Below are 20632 nucleotides of genomic sequence, written 5' to 3' on the forward strand. Positions count from 1 at the left end.
ACGAGAACGAGAGTTTCTAAATGAGTGTGAATTTGTCCCATGTATCTGCGACTACCAAGACGCCAGTTTCTGATGTGTCCGCTAAAGCGTCCGCAAAGAGCACTGAGAGCAAGGGATTTTTAGAAACGTTAACCGATGCATTTGCTGGTAAACAAAAGCCCGAAAAAGTAGCAACAGAATCGACAGTGGTTGAAGAAAAAGAAAGAGCGGATGTAGGCAGTACTTCTTCTGCTAACGTCTCGGACGAATTGTTGGCGCAAGAAAGCCAAGAATCCGTCAGTGACGGGACCCATGATTTTGATGAAATATCAGCAAACAAACCGAATGCAACCTTAAGTGAAGAAGTAAGTTTACAAAAGGCGAGTAACAGCACACCTTTGGAGCATGATGTTGAAGCTATTGAAAAAGTGAAATCAACATCAATTGATACGAGTAACCCATCAAATACAATGGACGTAAAAAGCACGATGGGCGAAGGACAACAGCTTCTTGGTCGAATTGAACAAGCGAATCAAACCCTGAATGCGAGTAATGCATCCATCGATAGTGGCAAAGTTTTGCCTCAGAGCGCGAATTTAGTGCATTCGTTCCACGAGCAAGCAACCGTTTCGACACACCTTGATGAGCTGGCTTTGAATGAAACGCCATCAGCTCATTCGCTTGAACAAGCACAGATGATCCCAGGACAAGACTTAGAGCCAATTTTAGATAAGAATGGTCAACCTATCGATGTCGACAAACTTTCGCCTGAGTTTGCTGCTTGGCAAGAGCTAGCGAAACAAGCCAGCCATCCGACGGCTAAGAGCGCAGTCAGTGGTGAAGTAGCTAATGATCTGTCGCCGTTGTTAACAGACGTTGATGGTTCCAACATCGACGCGCTTCCACGAGTATCCTTGGATGAACTTGAAGTTATAGATACTAAGTTGGCGCAAGGAAAACCACTGACTCAGCAAGAAGCTCAGATCATTGAAGGGTTGAAACAAGGAAGGATCACGGCGGATATTCCTGATCAAGACCTTGCCCAATTTGTTGCGCTCCCTAATGACATTAAACAGATTCTCGCAGAGCAACAAGTACAACATAATTTAACTCGCCAGGCTGGACCTATGGCAGTGTCTCAGCAAATCCAGCATACAGCGGCTCAAGTACCCCAGCCACAAACTGCTCATAGTGGAGAAAAAGTCGCATTATCTCCAACGCCTGATACGTTGATAGCCGCGCAAGTGCCGACGTCGCTTCAAGGTGTGAAAGACGGAGAGATTAGCCAGAAAGTGATGAACGCAGCATTGGCGACTGGTGCGCTAAAGGCGACTGCTGATAAACAAGATAAGCCGGACCTCCAACACGGTTTCGCTGGACAGCTTCAGGCTATGGCAGGTCAGCAGGGAATTAATGTACAGCAACAAGCGCGTATTGATGCTGCACAACAAGCTCAGCTTCCGTTGCAACTAACTAAAGAGCTAGCCAACGAGCAAGTTGCGGAAAAAGTGCAAATGATGATGTCGAAGAATCTGAAAAATCTCGATATTCGTCTTGATCCACCAGAGTTAGGTCGTATGCAAATTCGTATGACCATGAATAACGACGTTGCCAATGTACATTTTACAGTGAACAACCCGCAAGCTCGTGACATTATTGAACAGACGCTCCCTCGTTTGAGAGAAATGCTAGCGCAACAAGGTATGCAGCTGGCTGATTCTTCCGTCCAGCAACAAAACAGCGGGCAACAGCAAGGTAGGTATACTGCTGAACAACATGGTCAAAGCGCGCAAAGTGGCGGTTTTTCTGGACAGTCCGAAGAGGGTTTTGAATCTGATGTCAATCTGGATTTGAATGTCGCTTCAAAGCGTGATGGAATTAGTTTTTACGCATAAAAGGCCGTTTAACGGCAATGGCATACGGTTACCAAGCAACTCACTAAAACGTCTTGGTAACTCAAAAGAACAATAAGAGACAAGAATGGCAGAAGAACAGTTACAAGGGGCCGATGCGCCGAAAGGAAAAAGCAAGTTACTTATCATCATCATCGCTGTTGTAGTATTACTACTTGGTGGCGGGGCAGCGGCATTTTTTCTAATGGGCTCTGATGAACCTGCTCAGGCTGAATCGTCTCAACAGGCTCAAGTGAAGGCATCGGATGCTGCGCCCATCGCGTATGTGAATCTTCCTCAGGCATTTGTATTTAACGTTACTGGGGATAGCCGCGATAGGTTGGTTCAAATTAAAGCGCAGTTAATGGTTCGCGGTGCAGAAAATGAAGAGTTGGCGCGGTATCATTCGCCACTGATTGAAAGCTCTATGCTATCAACGTTTGCTTCCGCGACGGTTGATCAATTGCGCTCTCCTACAGGACGAGTGGAATTGCGCGATCGTGCTTCCGAAGATATCAAAGCAGCGCTGAATGCTGCGGTCGGTAAGCCAGTGATTGAAAAAGTACTGTTTACAGATTTTGTTATTCAATAGGTAAAACGTGACCGATCTATTAAGCCAAGACGAAATTGATGCGCTATTGCATGGGGTTGACGATGTTGATGACGTCGATGAACCGATAGAAAACGACACTGAGGGTGCCGTCAATTTTGATTTCTCGTCGCAAGACAGGATCGTACGTGGTCGAATGCCGACGCTCGAACTTATCAACGAGCGCTTTGCACGGCACATGCGTATTAGTCTGTTTAATATGCTGCGTAAAACGGCAGAGGTGTCGATCAATGGCGTGCAGATGATGAAGTTTGGTGAATACCAGAACACATTGTACGTGCCAACCAGTTTGAACATGGTGCGTTTTCGTCCGTTAAAAGGCACTGCGTTGATCACCATGGAGGCTCGTTTAGTCTTTATTCTGGTAGAAAACTTCTTTGGCGGTGATGGTCGATTCCACGCCAAAATCGAAGGCCGTGAATTTACCCCAACGGAACGCCGCATCATTCAGTTGTTACTGAAAATTGTATTTGAAGATTATAAAGAAGCGTGGTCGCCAGTGATGGGGGTAGAGTTCGAATATCTCGACTCTGAAGTAAACCCAAGTATGGCAAACATTGTCAGCCCGACAGAAGTGATTGTCGTGAGTTCCTTCCATATAGAAGTTGACGGCGGTGGCGGCGATTTTCATGTCGTTATGCCTTACTCCATGGTTGAGCCTATCCGTGAACTATTGGATGCAGGTGTTCAGTCCGACAAGATGGAAACGGACGTTCGCTGGAGCTCAGCACTACGTGAAGAGATCATGGATTGTCCGGTTAACTTCCGCGTGAACTTGCTCGAAAAAGACATTTCTTTGCGTGACCTCATGGAGCTGCAACCTGGCGATATCATCCCGATTGAAATGCCAGAACATGCGACGATGTTTGTAGAAGACCTACCGACCTATCGCGTAAAAATGGGTCGTTCGGAAGACAAATTAGCGGTGCAAATTTCTGAGGAAATTGAGCGCCCACATGTCGTCAAAACAGATTTAGCTTTCTTAGGTAAAGACATCATGTCCGAGCTTGAGAGTGAAGACGATATAGACCATTAAGATACCTTATTAAATAGACATGCTATGGCATGAGTAAGGCGTAACACAGGATAGAAAAATGGAACCAAGTGACGATCAAAAGCTAGCAGACGAATGGGCAGCCGCTCTTGGCGAAGACCCGTCTGCCCCTTCTGTAGACGTAGATGAAGTATTGGCTGCGCCACTGGAAGAGCTAAAAGACACTTCAAGCCCAATTAGCGAAGATGAGCGTCGTAAACTCGACACTATTATGGATATCCCGGTGACGATTTCGATGGAAGTCGGTCGTTCTCAAATTAGCATTCGGAACCTGTTGCAGCTTAACCAAGGTTCGGTTGTTGAGTTGGATCGTCTAGCCGGTGAGTCGCTCGACGTATTGGTTAACGGTACTTTGATTGCTCACGGCGAAGTCGTGGTCGTCAACGATAAGTTTGGTATCCGTTTGACGGATGTGATCAGCCAAACTGAACGAATTAAGAAGCTGCGTTAAGATGAGTCGTTCAATCAAAATGCGATTGAAGCAAATCACTGGAGCACTGAGCTTAATGCTAAGTGCTCCTTATGCATTTGCTGCCGCACCAAATAATCTGGATCTTGCGACGACACTTGGCTCGCTTGTGCTTGTAATCGGCGTGATTCTTTTGCTGGCTTGGTTGCTGAAACGTATGCAAGTGCCAGCGATGGGACAACAAAAGGGCTTGCGTATAGTGAGTCAGTTGCCAGTGGGTACAAAAGAAAGAATCGCAGTAGTTCAAGTGGGTGAAGAACAGTTTTTGGTTGGGATTACTAGCCAATCGATCCAAACTTTAGCCAAGTTAGATAAGCCACTGAAAGAGGAAGAGTTGGCGACCAATGCTTTTGCGACTCAATTTAGCCAGCTGATCAAAAAACATGACAAAGGGTAATCCAATTCGTTTGCTCCTGAGTACGTTGTTACTTTTTGTCGGCGTGCTGTTTTCTTCATTTACCTTTGCTGAAGCAGAGGAGTCAGCGCTGCCAGATAACTTAGCCGATGGAAGTGGTGTTACAGTTCAGGCTATGCAAAGTGATACTGGTGCTAGCCGTGCTATGTCCGTTTCTAGTGGCGGTGGTATTCCAGCATTCACCATGACCACGAACCCTGATGGCAGTGAAGACTACTCGGTTACACTACAAATTTTAGCGTTAATGACCATGCTTGGCTTCTTGCCTGCCATGGTGATTCTGATGACCTCGTTCACTCGAATTGTGGTGGTGATGTCGATATTGCGTCAGGCAATGGGTTTGCAACAAACGCCTTCTAATCAGGTTATTATTGGTATTGCGCTGTTTTTGACCTTTTTTGTTATGTCTCCTGTCCTGAACGAAATCAACGACAAAGCTGTTCAGCCTTATTTGAACGAGCAAGTTACGGCGCGAGAAGCGTTTGATGCTGCACAAGCGCCAATGAAAGCATTTATGCTTAAGCAGACCCGAATCAAAGATTTGGAGACGTTCGTAACCATGTCAGGAGAGCAAGTCGAGAATCCAGAAGATGTGTCGATGGCGGTGTTGATTCCGGCTTTTATCACCTCAGAGCTAAAAACTGCATTCCAAATTGGCTTTATGCTCTTCTTGCCGTTTTTGATTATTGACCTTGTAGTCGCTTCGGTACTGATGGCAATGGGTATGATGATGTTGTCACCAATGATTGTTTCGTTGCCGTTCAAGTTGATGTTGTTCGTATTGGTCGATGGTTGGAACTTGATACTCTCGACACTCGCGGGCAGCTTTGCCCTTTAGTTAAGCGCAGATAGAGGATAAGACATGACACCAGAAATGTTTGTCGAGCTTTTCCGTGAAGCACTTTGGATGGTGCTTATCATGGTCTGCGCCATTATCATCCCAAGCTTGCTTATCGGCCTTGTAGTTGCGATTTTTCAAGCTGCGACATCCATCAACGAACAAACATTGAGCTTCTTACCGCGTTTGATTGTCACGCTTTTGGCCCTGATGCTGTTTGGGCATTGGATGACGCAAATGTTGATGGAATATTTCTATGGCTTGATTGAACGCTTACCTCAGGTGCTTTATTAGAGGCGCCTATGGAGTACCCCACTAGCGTTGTCTTAGATTGGATCGCAAACTACTTCTGGCCCTATGTTCGTATCTCATCCATGTTGATGGTGATGACAGTAACCGGGGCCCGATTTGTTTCGCCAAGAATCCGCCTTTACCTCGGTTTAGCCATCACTTTCGCTGTCATGCCAGCTATCCCCGCCGTACCTCAAGACATTGAGCTACTCTCGTTTCGTGGCTTCATGACCATTGCCGAGCAAATGATCATCGGCATAGCGATGGGTATGGTTACTCAATTTATGATTCAAACCTTTGTCCTACTTGGTCAAATATTGGGTATGCAATCAAGTTTGGGCTTTGCTTCTATGGTTGATCCCGCAAATGGTCAGAACACGCCATTGCTTGGTCAGTTATTCATGTTCTTAACGACAATGTTTTTCCTTGCCACCGATGGACACTTAAAAATGCTGCAATTGGTGGTATTCAGTTTTAAAACTTTGCCGATTGGCTCCGGCTCTCTAAACGCGGTTGATTTTCGTGAAATGGCAGGCTGGCTTGGTATTATGTTCCAAACGGCACTGAGTATGTCTCTATCTGGCATTATTGCGCTACTGACCATTAACTTGTCGTTTGGTGTAATGACCCGTGCCGCACCACAGCTGAATATCTTCTCGCTTGGTTTTGCTTTTGCTTTGATGGTGGGTCTATTACTTTGTTGGTACATACTGGCTGGTCTATACAGTCATTATGAAATGTTCTGGACAGTGGGTGAGGCGCAGATTTGTCGGCTTATTCGCTTGGAGTGCTAAGATTTGGCAGAATCAGACGGTCAGGAACGCACCGAAGAAGCCACGCCCCGACGGTTACAACAAGCCAGAGAAAAGGGGCAGGTCGCTCGATCTAAAGAGCTCGCATCAGCATCTGTGCTGATCGTTGGCGCCATTTCATTGATGTGGTTTGGAGAGGCGTTAGCACGTTCATTGTTTTCCATCATGAGCCGTTTATTTGATCTTCAACGAGAAGAGATTTTCGATACTGCAAAACTGTTTGATATCGCTTTGGGCGCGATGAGTGATTTGTTGTTCCCACTATTTTTGGTGTTAGCGACATTGTTTACCGCCGCCATGATTGGAGCAGCAGGTGTGGGAGGAATCAGTTTTTCTGCCCAAGCGGCCATGCCCAAGCTGTCGAAAATGAATCCGCTTAGCGGCTTAAAGCGAATGGTTGGCATGCAAAGCTGGGTAGAGTTGATCAAATCAATCCTTAAAGTGGTTCTGGTCACTGGTGTCGCCATCTATTTGATCCAAGCATCGCAGGCCGATCTGATTCAATTGAGCATGGATGTGTATCCGCAAAACATCTTCCATGCTTTAGATATTTTGCTGAACTTTATTTTGCTGATCAGTTGCTCGCTATTGATTGTGGTTGCCATCGATATTCCATTTCAAATCTGGCAGCACGCTGATCAGTTAAAAATGACGAAGCAAGAAGTCAAAGACGAATACAAAGAGACTGAAGGTAAGCCGGAAGTGAAAGGCCGTATTCGTATGTTGCAAAGGGAAGCGGCTCAACGTCGAATGATGGCGGATGTTCCTCAAGCTGATGTTATTGTTACTAACCCAGAGCACTTCTCGGTAGCGCTTCGTTATAAACAGAAGACAGACCGTGCGCCAGTCGTGATCGCTAAAGGTACTGACCACATGGCGATGAAGATTCGAGAAGTCGCCCGCGAACATGACATTACGATTGTGCCTGCACCACCTTTGGCTCGTGCGTTGTACCACACGACAGAACTCGAGCAAGAGATCCCCGATGGGTTATTTACTGCCGTCGCTCAGGTTTTGGCATTTGTATTCCAATTGAAGCAATACCGAAAACGAGGTGGACAGCGCCCGAAAATTCAAGATTATGATTTGCCAATCCCGCCCGAGCACCGTCATTGATACGAAAAGCGGTAAAGCCTTAAAAAAGCTCGTTTGATCAAAAGCTAAGCTTTATTTGAGTGTTTAGTCATTATTTTGGCGCTAATTATGGTACATAGATTGCTTAAAACGCTTTAATTATCAACCCTACCTAAACTTTTAGGCTAAAGCGGTCGCGTATTAATAGTAAGAGCTTACGTGACGCTTCAATCGATTGAGATCTCTCGCAGTATGAAGTTAAGCCTGCCGTTTGCAGATAAATTGCCACGAATCCCTCAACGTGAAATGCCAGCTATTGGTGCTCCGGTGATGGTTTTGGCCACCCTAGCGATGGTGGTACTGCCGATTCCAGCATTTTTGCTGGATATGTTCTTCACCTTTAACATCGCGCTTTCGATGGTGGTGTTGTTAGTGACCGTTTACACACGTCGCCCTTTGGACTTCGCTGCTTTCCCAACGGTATTGCTGATCGCCACGTTGCTCCGCTTGGCTTTGAACGTTGCCTCGACTCGTGTCGTCTTACTGCATGGTCATGAAGGCGGTAATGCGGCAGGTAACGTAATTGAGGCGTTCGGTAACGTCGTTATTGGTGGTAACTACGCGGTCGGCCTAGTGGTTTTCCTCATCTTAATGATCATCAACTTTATGGTGGTGACCAAAGGTGCGGGTCGTATCTCTGAGGTAAGTGCTCGCTTTACGCTTGATGCGTTGCCGGGTAAGCAAATGGCGATTGATGCGGACTTGAATGCCGGATTGATAGACCAAGAGCAGGCAAGAGTTCGTCGTTTTGAAGTGACCAAAGAAGCGGATTTCTATGGCTCGATGGATGGTGCCTCGAAGTTCGTAAAAGGTGACGCGATTGCCGGTATTTTGATTCTGTTTATCAACATCGTCGGCGGTCTGTCGATCGGTATGGCGCAGTATGGATTGGGTTTCGGTGAAGCGATTGAAATCTATACCTTACTGACAATCGGTGATGGTTTGGTCGCACAAATCCCATCGCTATTGCTGTCGATTGCAGCGGCAATGATGGTGACGCGCCAAAACACCGATGAAGACATGGGTGAACAACTGGTCTTCCAGATGTTCGACAACCCAAAAGCGCTGATGATTACTGCAGCTATTCTTGGTGTGATGGGCATCGTACCGGGCATGCCGCACTTTGCGTTTTTGAGCCTGGCAGTCGCGGCCGGTGCAGCGGCATATTTCATCGACAAACGGCAGAAGCAGAAAGCGAAAGAGCCCGCTTTACCAGCAACAGCAGATGAAGGTACAGAACCTTCCTCACAGCGCGAACTGTCTTGGGATGACGTCCAGCCAGTCGATATTATTGGCTTGGAAGTAGGTTATCGCTTAATCCCTTTGGTGGACAGAGATCAAGGTGGGGAACTGTTAGAGCGCGTAAAAGGCGTGCGTAAAAAGTTATCGCAAGATTTTGGGTTCCTAATTCCAGCGGTTCATATTCGTGACAATCTTGAGCTGACCCCAAACAGTTACCGAATTACATTGATGGGGGTTGCGGTGGGCGAAGCAGAGATTCGTCCGGATCAAGAGCTAGCGATTAACCCAGGTCAGGTGTATGGCATGATTGATGGGGAGCCAACCATTGACCCTGCTTTTGGACTGGAAGCCGTATGGATCCGAGAAGATCAGCGTGAGCACGCGCAAGCCTTAGGTTATACGGTTGTTGATTCATCAACGGTATTAGCGACGCACCTGAGCCAGTTATTGACCAACAACGCATCACAGCTAATTGGTCATGAAGAAGTAGAGAATTTATTAGAAATGTTGGGACGCAGCGCGCCTAAGTTAGTCGAGAACTTTGTTCCTGACCAATTACCATTAGGTGTGGTGGTGAAAGTCCTACAAAACTTGTTAAACGAGGCCATTCCAATCCGCGATATTCGCACGATTGTTCAAACTTTGGCTGAGTACTCAAGTAAGAGTCAAGAAGCTGACATATTGACGGCAGCAGTTCGAATTAGTCTTAAACGTCTAATTGTTCAAGAAATCAATGGTATAGAGCCTGAGCTACCAGTGATTACTTTGATACCCGAACTGGAACAAATATTGCATCAAACTATGCAAGCATCAGGAGGCGAATCCGCGGGGATTGAACCGGGACTCGCTGAGCGATTGCAATCTTCACTAAGCCAAGCGACACAGGAACAAGAACTGAAAGGCGAACCTGCCGTTCTGCTTACTTCTGGTGTATTACGCTCGACGTTGGCGAAATTTGTGAAGAACACAATACCTAATCTCCGGGTACTGTCTTACCAAGAAATCCCGGATGAAAAACAGATCAGAATTGTGCAAGCCGTGGGTAACTGATCTCACGCATCATTAATGGATTCATAGTTTGAAAATAAAGCGATTTTTTGCCAAAGACATGAGAACGGCGCTGCTCCAAGTGAAAGAGGAGTTAGGCGCGGAAGCGGTGATCATGTCAAACAAGAAAGTGGCTGGTGGAGTAGCGATTGTTGCGGCGATAGATAGTGAATCTAATCCGTCTCAAGCAAGCGCAGCGTCACAGCAAAATCGCGGTGCTTCTCAATCGAATCGCTATAACGAACATCGTCAAATGTCATCGTCTTCTGCTGATCGTTACCAAGATCGTCATTTAGATGAAGATAAAATTAGCCTGAACAGTAATAACAGTAACAATGAAAAAACAGGCTCAATGACGCAGCGATTCGCTAATATGCTTAAGCAATATAGCGGTGGTGCAGCAGATGCTGACGACCACGTAGCGGAAAATGAAGATTCGCTCTCGGCTTTGCTGCAACGCCAAAATAAGCATCGCGACGGCTACAACCAAGAAAAGCCAGCGCCATATCAACCAGATTCACCTTTGGCGAAGCTAATCGCACAGGACAATCGATTTGAACGTCCGACGCCCAAGCTGGACCCGACGCGCTATGACCGACGTCGCCCAAGCGATGAGCGTGGCGAATCGGCCGATGAGCTAGAAAGCATGCGCGAAGAGATGACGTCAATTCGTCGTCTGTTGGAGCACCAAGTTTCTGGCCTGATGTGGCAAGAAGTAGAACGCCGTGAGCCGCTAAGAGCGATGCTGATTAAGCGCTTAGAGCGAATGGGCGTTTCTCCGGAGTTAGCAGACCAGATGGCCTGTTATATCCCGGAAGATACAAAGCCAGCGCGAGCGTGGAAAGCGTTATTGTCGCTGGTGGCGGATCAAATCAATATTCCTAAACAGGACATTTTAAAACGTGGTGGCGTAGTCGCATTGTTGGGTCCGACGGGGGTTGGGAAAACAACAACCGTAGCGAAACTCGCAGCACGCGCAGCCATGGAATACGGTGCCGACAATGTGGCCCTTGTGACAACAGATACATATCGCATAGGTGCACATGAGCAGCTCTCAATTTACGGAAGAATCATGGGTTGTCCCGTAAGAGTTGCTAAAGATTCTAACGAGTTAGCCGATGTTATATATCAGCTAAGAAACAGAAGACTGATTTTGGTCGATACGGCAGGGATGGGGCAACGAGATGTGAGGCTTTCCGAGCAGCTCGACACTCTAATGCAAGAGAGCGGAGAAGTGATTCACAGCTACCTTGTTTTGCCGGCTACCGCACAACGTCGTGTTCTACAAGAAACGCTGGATCACTTCCGACGTATACCACTTTCGGGTTGTATTATGACGAAGCTTGATGAGTCATTAAGCCTAGGCGAATTCATCAGTGTAGTGATTCAAAACGCAATGCCAGTAGCTTACATCGCTAATGGTCAGCGCGTACCAGAAGACATTGTGATAGCGCAACCAAAATATATGCTTGCGAAAGCAAATGAACTGTTAGAGAAGTCGACAGAGAACGAACCTCACTTTTGGAACAGTGACAGTGAAGGACTCTAAGGCGGCGGACTACTATGACTGAGAATATGATACACGATCAAGCAAGCGGCCTCCGTCGCTTAACACAACCATCGTTGACCAAAGTGATTGCTGTTACTGGCGGCAAAGGTGGTGTGGGGAAATCAAACGTAACACTGGGTCTGGCGATTTGTATGGCTCGCCAAGGCAAGAAGGTGATGGTTCTCGACGCTGATTTAGGTCTGGCCAATGTGGACGTGATGCTCGGAATTCGTGCAAAACGTAATCTAGGACATGTCTTAGCGGGTGAATGTGAGCTAAAAGATGCGATTGTCGAAGGGCCTTATGGTATAAAGATAATTCCTGCAACTTCTGGCACACAGAGCATGACAGAGCTTTCTCACGCTCAGCATGCTGGACTCATCCGAGCATTTGGTAGTCTTGAAGACGAAATGGATGTCCTGCTGATTGATACCGCTGCTGGTATCTCTGACATGGTAATCAGTTTTTCGCGAGCAGCTCAAGATGTGGTTGTAGTTGTGTGTGATGAACCGACGTCAATCACAGATGCCTATGCATTAATCAAGCTGTTGAGTAAAGAACACCAAGTTCAACGCTTTAAAGTTGTAGCAAATATGGTCAGAAGCTACCGTGAAGGGCGAGAATTGTTTGCAAAGTTGACACTAGTCACAGAGCGATTCTTGAATGTTAGCCTTGAACTCGTAGCATGTATTCCATTAGATGATAAAGTACGACAGGCTGTAAAAAGACAAAAAATTGTCGTTGATGCGTTCCCACGCTCGCCTGCCGCTTTAGCTATCAGCTCACTAGCAAACAAAGCGTTGACGTGGCCACTACCGAAAACACCAAGTGGACACTTGGAATTTTTTGTGGAAAGGTTGCTAAATCGTACCGAATTCGCAGAGGACCCTTTTGGTGAATAAAGCGATAACCTATGACCAACATGGCAAATTTAATAGCCAGCAGGCGTTCATTGAACGTTATTCAGTGTTGGTTAAGCGCATTGCTCACCACCTACTAGGCCGTTTACCGCCGAGTGTTCAGGTAGAGGATTTAATTCAGGCCGGCATGATCGGTCTTATCGAAGCTCAGCAGAATTATGATGGTTCTAAAGGTGCGAGCTTTGAAACTTATGCAGGTATCCGTATTCGTGGCGCAATGTTAGATGACATGCGTAAAGGCGATTGGGTACCGCGTTCTGTTCATAAAAATAATCGAGAGATTAACCAAGCGATTGCGGAGCTGGAAGGCGAATTAAATCGAGATCCTACTGATTCTGAAGTAGCCACGCATCTCGGTATGACACTGGATCAATATCATAGTGCTCTTACCGATATCAACTGCTCAAAATTAGTCGGTATTGAAGATTTAGGCGTTTCTGATGATGTGATTTCACCAGCGGATGAAACCGATGACAGCAACCCATTCAAAGGGGTAGTTGATGAATCATTTCGAAAAGCACTGGTTGAATCAATAAAACAGCTTCCAGAGCGTGAAGCTTTGGTTCTTTCGCTTTATTATGATGAAGAACTCAATTTGAAAGAAATTGGCGATGTGTTAGGCGTAAGCGAATCTCGCGTAAGTCAAATACTGAGTCAAGCGATGCAACGTTTACGTACCAAGCTCAGTGCGTGGACACAAAATGACTAAAAACACTGATTTTACGATTCAGTGGAGGCAATTTTGAATAAAAACATGAAGATCCTTATTGTTGATGATTTCTCAACAATGCGCCGTATTGTTAAAAACCTGCTTCGTGACTTGGGTTTCAATAACACTCAAGAAGCGGACGATGGTTTAACCGCATTACCAATGCTGAAAAAAGGTGACTTCGATTTTGTTGTAACTGACTGGAACATGCCAGGTATGCAAGGCATCGATTTGCTTAAACACATCCGCGCGGATGCAGAACTTAAGCATCTGCCAGTTCTAATGATCACGGCTGAAGCGAAGCGTGAGCAGATCATTGAAGCTGCTCAAGCAGGTGTAAACGGCTACATTGTTAAGCCATTTACTGCTGCAACATTAAAAGAAAAATTAGATAAAATTTTCGAGCGTTTATAACTCTCTCTTTCTCTTTGTTATTCGAGTCATTCATACCAATTATTAAATACCTATTAAATGACTCGTTTAGCGTTTTCAAAGTGATAAGAAGAACTAAACGTAAAAGGGTCTATTCAGAATGATCTCACTAGAGCAGGCGAAGTCACTCGTTCAAATGCTAGAAAACGGGGAACAAGACCAAGCCAATATGCTTGTTGCCTCGATCTACGAAGGTGCCGATAACCCAATGCTGCAAGAAATTGGAGCGTTAACTCGAGACCTTCACGAATCACTCAAGCAGTTCAGTCTCGATCAGCGCATGACCGAAATTGCGAAAGACGAAATCCCTAACGCTAGGGATCGTCTCAATTATGTGATCGAGAAGACAGAGCTTGCAGCCAACAAAACAATGGATGCGGTCGACTGCTGCCTTCCTATCGCTGACAACCTGCATGATTGCCTTCTAAAAGTTCGTCCTCAATGGAATGAACTCATGCACGGGCGCATAGAATTAAGCGAATTTAAAGCACTGTGTCACCGAATCGACGGGCTATTAGTGCAAGTCGAAGGTGACAGCACTGAATTGCGCGGCCAATTGACCGAAATTCTCATGGCGCAAGACTTCCAAGACCTAACTGGCCAAATCATTCGCCGCGTAATTACGTTGGTTAATGAAGTTGAAGGCCGCTTAGTGGAAATCCTAACCGTATTCTCTGGAAATAAACTTGAAGAACATATTCAAGTTTTGTCAGAACCGGCAGATAAAAAGAATACACAAACAAGCGAAGCCGAAGGCCCGATTCTTCATCCAGAACTGAGAGAAGATGCGGTTTCATCGCAGGACGAAGTCGATGACTTGTTGTCCAGTCTTGGATTTTAAAGGTAACGTATGAGCTACGATTTAGACGAAGATATTCTTCAGGACTTTCTCATTGAGGCTGGGGAAATTCTCGAGCTGCTTTCTGAGCAGTTGGTTGAATTGGAAAATAACCCAGAAGACAAAGACTTACTTAATGCTATTTTCCGCGGGTTTCATACCGTAAAAGGCGGTGCCGGCTTCCTTTCATTGGCAGAGCTAGTCGATACTTGTCATGGTGCGGAGAACGTGTTCGACGTTTTACGAAACGGTCAACGCACGGTAACGCAAAACTTAATGGATACGATGCTAAAAGCCTTGGACACGGTTAATACCCAGTTCCAGGCTGTTCAAGATCGTGAGCCGTTAGAAGCTGCGGACCCTGAGCTTCTTGAAGAACTTCATCGTCTATGCAAACCTGAGTCAGAAGATGAAGTAGCGGCAACCGTAGTTGAAGAACCAGTGGCTACTCCAGAGCCTATTATTCCCGAGCCTATCATCGAAGAACCTGCTGCGCCGTCAGCACCATCAAGTTTCGGCTCTGTTGATGAAATTACCCAAGACGAATTCGAAAAGCTACTTGATGAGCTTCATGGTAAAGGTTCAGCGCCAGGCACCTCAATGTCTGCGACACCTACAACGCCATCTGAACCGCCTCAATCGAGTGCGCCATCAGTTGAAAGTGGTGATATCACTGATGATGAGTTTGAACGTTTACTCGATGAACTGCACGGTGTAGGAAAAAGTCCTTCTACGGCAGAGGCTGCTGCATCTGCATCCGTACCAGTAGAGCCACCTAAAGCGGCAGAGCCTTCCGCTCCACTGGCATCTTCATCAAATCAAGACAGTGACTTAATGACGGACGAAGAGTTCGAAAAGTTACTAGATGAGCTACATGGTTCAGGTAAAGGTCCAACGCTAGAAGAATTGGACATGGCAACGAAGCCAGCGTCAGCAAACGTAGAGCAAAGCCCTGCGAAACCTGAGCCTGTTGCTAAGCCAGCACCCGTTCAAGCAGCGCCAGCACCAAAGCCAGAATCTAAACCAGTCGCGGTAAAAGAAGAAGCCAAAGCACCAGCGGTTAAAAAACCTCAGGCTGAAGCAACCGTTCGTGTTGATACCTCGACACTTGATACCATCATGAACATGGTGGGTGAGCTCGTATTGGTTCGAAACCGCCTATTAAGCCTTGGTTTGAATAGCGACAACGAAGAGATGTCCAAAGCGGTCGCTAACCTTGACGTGGTAACTGCGGATCTACAAGGCGCGGTAATGAAAACGCGTATGCAGCCAATTAAGAAAGTGTTTGGCCGCTTCCCACGCGTTGTTCGTGACTTGGCTCGTAACCTAAATAAAGACATCGTGCTAGAAATGCGCGGTGAAGAAACCGACCTCGATAAAAACCTTGTAGAAGCATTGGCCGATCCGTTGATTCACTTGGTGCGTAACTCGGTTGACCACGGTATCGAAATGCCAGACGATCGCGCGAAAGCAGGTAAATCTCGTACTGGTAAAGTGATCCTGTCTGCATCACAAGAAGGTGATCATATCGAACTGGCTATCGTTGACGATGGTGGCGGTATGGACCCGAACAAACTGCGTGGCATCGCGGTGAAGCGTGGCATGATGGATGAAGATGCGGCGGCACGTTTAACAGATAAAGAGTGCTTCAACCTTATCTTCGCACCTGGCTTCTCAAGTAAAGATAAAATTTCTGACATTTCTGGTCGTGGTGTGGGTATGGACGTGGTTAAGACGGCGATCAATACCTTAAACGGTTCAATCGATATCGATTCTGAGCTAGGCAAGGGCACTAAGATTACGATCAAAGTACCACTAACGTTAGCGATTTTACCGACTCTGATGGTTGGTGTTGGCGGTCATCCTTTTGCTCTACCATTGGCTTCGGTGAGTGAAATTTTCCACTTGGATCTTAGTCGTACAAACGTGGTAGATGGTCAGCTGACGATTATTGTGCGTGAGAAATCTATCCCACTATTTTACTTACAAAACTGGTTGGCATCCAAATCGCAAAACGTCCAAGAGCGTACTGGTCACGGTCACGTGGTGATTGTACAGATTGGTAACCAGCGCGTTGGTTTTGTTGTGGATACGCTTATTGGTCAAGAAGAAGTGGTTATTAAGCCACTCGATAATCTATTACAGGGCACTCCAGGTATGGCTGGTGCGACAATTACTAGCGATGGCCATATTGCATTAATTCTAGATGTGCCTGATTTACTTAAGCGATATGCTGCGGCTTCACGCCTTTAAGCAAAGCTGACGTTATTAAAAGGAATAAGATGGCGATTAAAGTACTAGTCGTTGATGATTCGAGTTTTTTCCGACGTCGCGTGAGCGAAATCATCAACTCAGAATCGCGCCTAGAAGTGATTGACGTTGCGGTAAATGGTAGAGAGGCGGTTGAGAAAGCCAAATCTCTCAAACCTGACGTCATCACGATGGATATTGAAATGCCAGTGATGGATGGCATTACAGCTGTACGTGAAATAATGGCCGCTGCTCCAACGCCAATTCTAATGTTTTCGTCCCTGACCCACGACGGGGCGAAAGCTACGCTTGATGCGCTTGATGCGGGCGCATTGGACTTCTTACCGAAAAAGTTTGAGGACATTGCGCGTAACCGTGAAGAAGCGGTGTCATTACTTCAACAGCGTGTGATTCAGATTGCCTCGAAGCGCGCTTTCATGCGTCGACCTATCGCTCGCCCAACAGCGAGTACCAGCACGACTACTCGACCATTAGGTTCAAGAACGGCTTCACCTGTGACTCCAACACCAACTCGACCTGCTGCGACAAAGTACCGTGCTTCTGGTAAGAAGTATCAACTGACGGCAATTGGCACATCAACAGGTGGCCCCGTTGCTCTACAAAAAATTCTGACGCGCTTGCCGATGAACTATCCGCATCCGATTGTATTGATTCAACACATGCCAGCAACGTTTACTGCTGCGTTTGCCAGTCGTTTGAACACCTTGTGTAAGATTCAAGTGAAAGAAGCACAAGATGGCGATGTGTTACAGCCCGGTGTGGCATACCTTGCACCAGGTGGGAAACAAATGATGGTAGATGGACGAGCGGGCGCTGCTCGTCTTCGCATTATTGATGGCGGCGATCGCATGAACTACAAACCATGTGTGGATGTGACTTTTGGTTCTGCCGCAAAAGTATATGGCGACAAAGTGCTCTCTTTAGTGTTGACAGGCATGGGTGCAGACGGTCGTGAGGGCGCTCGCATGTTGAAGTCTTCAGGCTCAACAATTTGGGCACAAGATGAAGAAAGTTGTGTTGTTTATGGCATGCCCCAAGCGGTTGCTAAAGCAGGCATTTCTTCAGAAGATTTACCGCTTGACCGCATTGCTGAACGCATGTTGGTGGAAGTTGGCCTAGCGTAGGATTCATCATGATTGTTTGGAGTGTAGCTAACCAGAAAGGAGGCGTGGGTAAAACCACCTCAACAGTGACATTGGCGGGCTTATTGAGCCAGAAAGGCCATCGAGTATTGATGGTTGATACTGATCCTCACGCCTCATTGACTACTTATCTCGGTTATGATCCTGATGCAGTAACTTCGAGCCTATTTGATTTATTCCAGTTGAAGACGTTTTCTCGTGAGACGGTTAAGCCGTTGATTTTAGAAACAGAGCTGGAAGGAATGGATATCATTCCCGCGCATATGTCCCTTGCCACGCTTGATCGCGTAATGGGTAATCGCAGTGGTATGGGATTAATATTAAAACGGGCGCTGCAAACTGTCTCACAAGATTATGACTATGTGTTGATTGACTGTCCGCCAATCCTTGGCGTGATGATGGTGAACGCGTTGGCAGCCAGTGACCGAATTTTGATTCCTGTTCAAACAGAGTTTTTGGCGATGAAAGGTCTAGAGCGCATGATGCGTACGCTAACCATTATGCAAAAATCTCGCCCGGGCGGTTTCAAAGTGACTATCGTCCCAACCATGTACGATAAGCGCACGAAAGCGTCATTGCAGACATTGATGCAACTGAAAAAAGATTACCCAAATCAAGTGTGGACCTCAGCGGTGCCTATTGATACCAAGTTCCGCGATGCCAGTTTAAAGCACTTGCCAGCGTCGCATTTTGCTTCTGGTAGTCGTGGTGTGTTTGCCTATAAACAGCTACTGATTTATCTGGAGAGGTTGGCGTTCGATGAGCAGTAATGATGTGCTGTCCAGTGAACAAGCACTTGATGACTACTTTAATGCATTACTGGATGATGAAACTGAAATAACGACTCTTGAGGAAGACCTTGACCTGTTGGCTCAAGAGGTATCATCTGCAGAGCCAGAGCCAGAGCCAGAGCCAGAGCCAGAGCCAGAGCCAGAGCCAGAGCCAGAGCCAGAGCCAGAGCCAGAATTGCAGCTACAATACTCGGAGCCAGAAACGTACCAGTTTCAAGAAACATATCCGCCAGAGTTGGAAGCTCCAAACCTGGAAGATGTTCAAAGGCTATTAAGTCAGCTTGAAGCAAGCAACCCAGTGGCTGAGTTGGATATTGATAGTATTCTTGAACAAAATACGATTGATATTGCAGCAGAGATAAAAGCGGCTGAGCCTGAGGTACAAACCTTTAGTGAGGAGCCTGAGCTTCAGGGTGTTGAGGAAATACAGGACTGGGTGATTGATGAGCCAGTTTTTGAGGAAGCTCAACCAGAGGTGGATGAACCTCACGCAGTGATCGAACAAAGTATCAATATAGAATCGAACGTCGATACTGAACTCGAAACACAAGCAGATTCCGATATACCAACGGTCTGGGAAAGCACGAAGCGAAGTGAGGACTTCCAAGTTCTTTACTTTGATGTGAATGGTGTCACGTTTGCTGTACCTCTTGATGAGTTAGGTGGTATTCATCGCATTAGCGAGCTTAACCATTTGATAGGAAAACCCGCCTGGTATTTGGGGCTACAAACAAATCGCGAGCAGCAGTTTGATGTCATCGATACCGCGAAATGGGTGATGGCAGATAAGCTTCGTGATGATAGCTATAAAGATAACTACCAATATGTCGTCATGCTTGGTGAGAGCATGTGGGGGTTGGCCAGTAACCAATTAATGGGGACTGAAACGCTTAATATCGACAAGGTTCGCTGGCGTGAGCAGGCGGGTAAACGCCCTTGGCTAGCGGGCATGGTAAAAGAAAAAATGTGTGCCTTAATTCATGTCCAGGCGCTCATTGACATGCTAAACGCCGGTTTAGATGTCAAATCACTGAATTAGATTTAAGTCGGGAACGACATTAACGAGGATTAACTATGTCTCAAGCTTTTGAAGTAGAAGTGAAGAAAGATGCATCGAATGACGAAGTTCTTCAGTGGGTGACGTTCCAGCTAGAAGAAGAAACGTACGGCATCAACGTAATGCAAGTTCGTGAAGTACTTCGTTATACTGAAATTGCCCCTGTTCCAGGTGCACCAGATTATGTACTTGGTATCATCAACCTACGCGGTAATGTAGTTACTGTTATCGATACACGTTCACGTTTTGGCCTGATGGAAGGCGAAGTCACCGACAACACTCGTATTATTGTGATCGAGTCTGAGCGTCAAGTGATTGGTATCTTAGTAGATAGCGTGGCAGAAGTCGTTTATCTGCGTTCTTCTGAAATTGATACGACGCCTTCAGTTGGTACCGACGAGAGTGCGAAGTTCATCCAGGGTGTGAGCAACCGTGACGGCAAGCTTCTTATCCTTGTGGATTTGAACAAGCTGCTAACAGATGACGAGTGGGACGAGATGGCTCACCTTTAATGGCTGAATGATGATGGCTGAAGAGACTCTTTTATCTGCTCCATTCCTTGCGGGTGGCGTCGCTTTTATCGTGTTAGTATTGGTTGTTTTGCAACTGCGGATTCGCTCGGGGTTACAAAAGCAGTTAGACCAACAACGAGCTCAATCTCGACACGCAGATAAAGAAGTGCAAAAGTTGAGTAAGCAGTTACTCGAAGTGCGCTCGGTTGTCGTTGGTCTTGGGCAAAAAGTGACGGAGCAACAAGACATTATTCAGCACTTAAACGAGAGAATTCGCGAACTCGAACACGCTGATACTGATGGTCGCTTGTACAGTCGCGCTTCTAAAATGGTACAGCTTGGCGCTGATATCAACGAGCTGATTGAAGAGTGCGAACTACCAAAAGCCGAAGCTGAGTTGATGCTTTCACTGCAGAAGAAACTGGCGGGGAAAGAGAAGATTCCACCATTAAGTGGTCAGCCATCAGATGACTCAGAATATCCAACGCGTGGACGTCGTCGACGCTAAAGGTTATCAAGCGAAAAAAAGAGGCATTATTACGCCTCTTTTTTTGTTTTTAGCCGCTAATGCTCTTCTTAAATACAACCCTAGATAACCTTCAGTCGATCTTGCTCTTAGCTCTGGCCT

At 46.4% G+C, this 20632-nt stretch carries 21 protein-coding genes; all 21 read left to right on the forward strand.

The features are described from left to right. Positions 1-20: 20 nt before the first annotated feature. The 21 genes from R7Z47_RS22995 to R7Z47_RS23095 all read left to right on the forward strand — a co-directional run bounded on the left by R7Z47_RS22995 (position 21) and on the right by R7Z47_RS23095 (position 20512). Positions 21-1874 carry a flagellar hook-length control protein FliK gene (locus tag R7Z47_RS22995; protein ID WP_064354228.1) on the forward strand — a complete coding sequence of 618 codons (1854 nt, stop codon included), beginning with the start codon at positions 21-23 and terminating at the stop codon, positions 1872-1874. A gap of 85 nt (positions 1875-1959) precedes the next feature. Then, entirely contained in the window at positions 1960-2463 is a 504-nt protein-coding gene (gene fliL / locus R7Z47_RS23000; protein ID WP_005380477.1) for a flagellar basal body-associated protein FliL, read from the forward strand. A gap of 7 nt (positions 2464-2470) precedes the next feature. Continuing rightward, the gene (gene fliM, locus R7Z47_RS23005) at positions 2471-3517 is read left to right on the forward strand and encodes a flagellar motor switch protein FliM (RefSeq protein WP_005380478.1); all 1047 of its coding nucleotides are present in this window, start codon (positions 2471-2473) and stop codon (positions 3515-3517) included. Positions 3518-3575: 58 nt separating this feature from the next. Next, positions 3576-3986: a flagellar motor switch protein FliN gene (gene fliN, locus R7Z47_RS23010; protein ID WP_005380479.1), complete on the forward strand. Its 411-nt coding sequence runs from the start codon at positions 3576-3578 to the stop codon at positions 3984-3986. Position 3987: 1 nt separating this feature from the next. Next, positions 3988-4401, forward strand: a complete 414-nt coding sequence (gene fliO / locus R7Z47_RS23015) for a flagellar biosynthetic protein FliO (protein ID WP_005380480.1) — start codon at positions 3988-3990, stop codon at positions 4399-4401. After that, positions 4388-5257 carry a flagellar type III secretion system pore protein FliP gene (fliP, locus tag R7Z47_RS23020; protein WP_005394311.1) on the forward strand — a complete coding sequence of 290 codons (870 nt, stop codon included), beginning with the start codon at positions 4388-4390 and terminating at the stop codon, positions 5255-5257. Before fliO ends, fliP begins: the two co-directional genes overlap by 14 nt. Positions 5258-5281: 24 nt before the next feature. Beyond that, on the forward strand, positions 5282-5551 hold the full coding sequence (gene fliQ, locus R7Z47_RS23025) for a flagellar biosynthesis protein FliQ (RefSeq protein ID WP_005380488.1): 270 nt from the start codon (positions 5282-5284) through the stop codon (positions 5549-5551). Positions 5552-5559: 8 nt separating this feature from the next. Further along, the gene (gene fliR / locus R7Z47_RS23030; protein ID WP_005384463.1) at positions 5560-6342 is read left to right on the forward strand and encodes a flagellar biosynthetic protein FliR; all 783 of its coding nucleotides are present in this window, start codon (positions 5560-5562) and stop codon (positions 6340-6342) included. Between the two features lie 3 nt (positions 6343-6345). Next, positions 6346-7476, forward strand: coding sequence for a flagellar biosynthesis protein FlhB (flhB, locus tag R7Z47_RS23035; RefSeq protein ID WP_005380490.1), 1131 nt, complete (start codon positions 6346-6348; stop codon positions 7474-7476). 210 nt (positions 7477-7686) lie between these two features. Next, a complete protein-coding gene (flhA, locus tag R7Z47_RS23040) occupies positions 7687-9786 on the forward strand; it encodes a flagellar biosynthesis protein FlhA (RefSeq protein ID WP_025998722.1) in 2100 nt (699 codons plus the stop codon). Positions 9787-9814: 28 nt separating this feature from the next. Next, a complete protein-coding gene (gene flhF / locus R7Z47_RS23045; protein WP_064354227.1) occupies positions 9815-11332 on the forward strand; it encodes a flagellar biosynthesis protein FlhF in 1518 nt (505 codons plus the stop codon). A 14-nt stretch (positions 11333-11346) separates the two neighbouring features. Further along, on the forward strand, positions 11347-12234 hold the full coding sequence (locus tag R7Z47_RS23050; protein WP_005380498.1) for a MinD/ParA family protein: 888 nt from the start codon (positions 11347-11349) through the stop codon (positions 12232-12234). After that, positions 12227-12961 carry an RNA polymerase sigma factor FliA gene (locus tag R7Z47_RS23055; protein ID WP_005380499.1) on the forward strand — a complete coding sequence of 245 codons (735 nt, stop codon included), beginning with the start codon at positions 12227-12229 and terminating at the stop codon, positions 12959-12961. Before R7Z47_RS23050 ends, R7Z47_RS23055 begins: the two co-directional genes overlap by 8 nt. A gap of 45 nt (positions 12962-13006) precedes the next feature. Continuing rightward, positions 13007-13375 carry a chemotaxis response regulator CheY gene (gene cheY, locus R7Z47_RS23060; RefSeq protein WP_017635949.1) on the forward strand — a complete coding sequence of 123 codons (369 nt, stop codon included), beginning with the start codon at positions 13007-13009 and terminating at the stop codon, positions 13373-13375. A 118-nt stretch (positions 13376-13493) separates the two neighbouring features. Next, positions 13494-14234: a protein phosphatase CheZ gene (locus tag R7Z47_RS23065; protein ID WP_005380502.1), complete on the forward strand. Its 741-nt coding sequence runs from the start codon at positions 13494-13496 to the stop codon at positions 14232-14234. A 9-nt stretch (positions 14235-14243) separates the two neighbouring features. Beyond that, entirely contained in the window at positions 14244-16484 is a 2241-nt protein-coding gene (locus tag R7Z47_RS23070; RefSeq protein ID WP_262607138.1) for a chemotaxis protein CheA, read from the forward strand. A 29-nt stretch (positions 16485-16513) separates the two neighbouring features. Then, positions 16514-17626, forward strand: a complete 1113-nt coding sequence (locus R7Z47_RS23075) for a chemotaxis response regulator protein-glutamate methylesterase (protein ID WP_005384458.1) — start codon at positions 16514-16516, stop codon at positions 17624-17626. An 8-nt stretch (positions 17627-17634) separates the two neighbouring features. Then, the gene (locus tag R7Z47_RS23080; protein ID WP_005380505.1) at positions 17635-18414 is read left to right on the forward strand and encodes a ParA family protein; all 780 of its coding nucleotides are present in this window, start codon (positions 17635-17637) and stop codon (positions 18412-18414) included. Further along, a complete protein-coding gene (locus R7Z47_RS23085) occupies positions 18404-19474 on the forward strand; it encodes a chemotaxis protein CheW (protein WP_318130634.1) in 1071 nt (356 codons plus the stop codon). The genes R7Z47_RS23080 and R7Z47_RS23085 overlap by 11 nt, the downstream gene beginning before the upstream one ends. A gap of 35 nt (positions 19475-19509) precedes the next feature. After that, positions 19510-20004 (forward strand): chemotaxis protein CheW, encoded by a 495-nt coding sequence (locus R7Z47_RS23090; RefSeq protein WP_005380507.1) that lies wholly within the window; start codon positions 19510-19512, stop codon positions 20002-20004. 13 nt (positions 20005-20017) lie between these two features. Beyond that, positions 20018-20512 carry a DUF2802 domain-containing protein gene (locus R7Z47_RS23095; RefSeq protein WP_025767176.1) on the forward strand — a complete coding sequence of 165 codons (495 nt, stop codon included), beginning with the start codon at positions 20018-20020 and terminating at the stop codon, positions 20510-20512. Positions 20513-20632: the final 120 nt, after the last annotated feature.

This window comes from Vibrio sp. 1641, assembly GCF_033339995.1.
GTDB classification, from domain to species: Bacteria; Pseudomonadota; Gammaproteobacteria; order Enterobacterales; family Vibrionaceae; genus Vibrio; species Vibrio alginolyticus.

Excerpts from the sequence above, each read along its gene's own strand:
- R7Z47_RS22995 (WP_064354228.1), top strand. The coding sequence starts at position 21 with ATGAGTGTGAATTTGTCCCATGTATCTGCGACTACCAAGACGCCAGTT.
- fliL (WP_005380477.1), top strand. The coding sequence starts at position 1,960 with ATGGCAGAAGAACAGTTACAAGGGGCCGATGCGCCGAAAGGAAAAAGC.
- fliN (WP_005380479.1), top strand. The coding sequence starts at position 3,576 with ATGGAACCAAGTGACGATCAAAAGCTAGCAGACGAATGGGCAGCCGCT.
- fliO (WP_005380480.1), top strand. The coding sequence starts at position 3,988 with ATGAGTCGTTCAATCAAAATGCGATTGAAGCAAATCACTGGAGCACTG.
- fliP (WP_005394311.1), top strand. The coding sequence starts at position 4,388 with ATGACAAAGGGTAATCCAATTCGTTTGCTCCTGAGTACGTTGTTACTT.
- fliQ (WP_005380488.1), top strand. The coding sequence starts at position 5,282 with ATGACACCAGAAATGTTTGTCGAGCTTTTCCGTGAAGCACTTTGGATG.
- fliR (WP_005384463.1), top strand. The coding sequence starts at position 5,560 with ATGGAGTACCCCACTAGCGTTGTCTTAGATTGGATCGCAAACTACTTC.
- flhA (WP_025998722.1), top strand. The coding sequence starts at position 7,687 with ATGAAGTTAAGCCTGCCGTTTGCAGATAAATTGCCACGAATCCCTCAA.
- R7Z47_RS23050 (WP_005380498.1), top strand. The coding sequence starts at position 11,347 with ATGACTGAGAATATGATACACGATCAAGCAAGCGGCCTCCGTCGCTTA.
- cheY (WP_017635949.1), top strand. The coding sequence starts at position 13,007 with ATGAAGATCCTTATTGTTGATGATTTCTCAACAATGCGCCGTATTGTT.
- R7Z47_RS23065 (WP_005380502.1), top strand. The coding sequence starts at position 13,494 with ATGATCTCACTAGAGCAGGCGAAGTCACTCGTTCAAATGCTAGAAAAC.
- R7Z47_RS23070 (WP_262607138.1), top strand. The coding sequence starts at position 14,244 with ATGAGCTACGATTTAGACGAAGATATTCTTCAGGACTTTCTCATTGAG.
- R7Z47_RS23075 (WP_005384458.1), top strand. The coding sequence starts at position 16,514 with ATGGCGATTAAAGTACTAGTCGTTGATGATTCGAGTTTTTTCCGACGT.
- R7Z47_RS23080 (WP_005380505.1), top strand. The coding sequence starts at position 17,635 with ATGATTGTTTGGAGTGTAGCTAACCAGAAAGGAGGCGTGGGTAAAACC.
- R7Z47_RS23085 (WP_318130634.1), top strand. The coding sequence starts at position 18,404 with ATGAGCAGTAATGATGTGCTGTCCAGTGAACAAGCACTTGATGACTAC.
- R7Z47_RS23090 (WP_005380507.1), top strand. The coding sequence starts at position 19,510 with ATGTCTCAAGCTTTTGAAGTAGAAGTGAAGAAAGATGCATCGAATGAC.
- R7Z47_RS23095 (WP_025767176.1), top strand. The coding sequence starts at position 20,018 with ATGGCTGAAGAGACTCTTTTATCTGCTCCATTCCTTGCGGGTGGCGTC.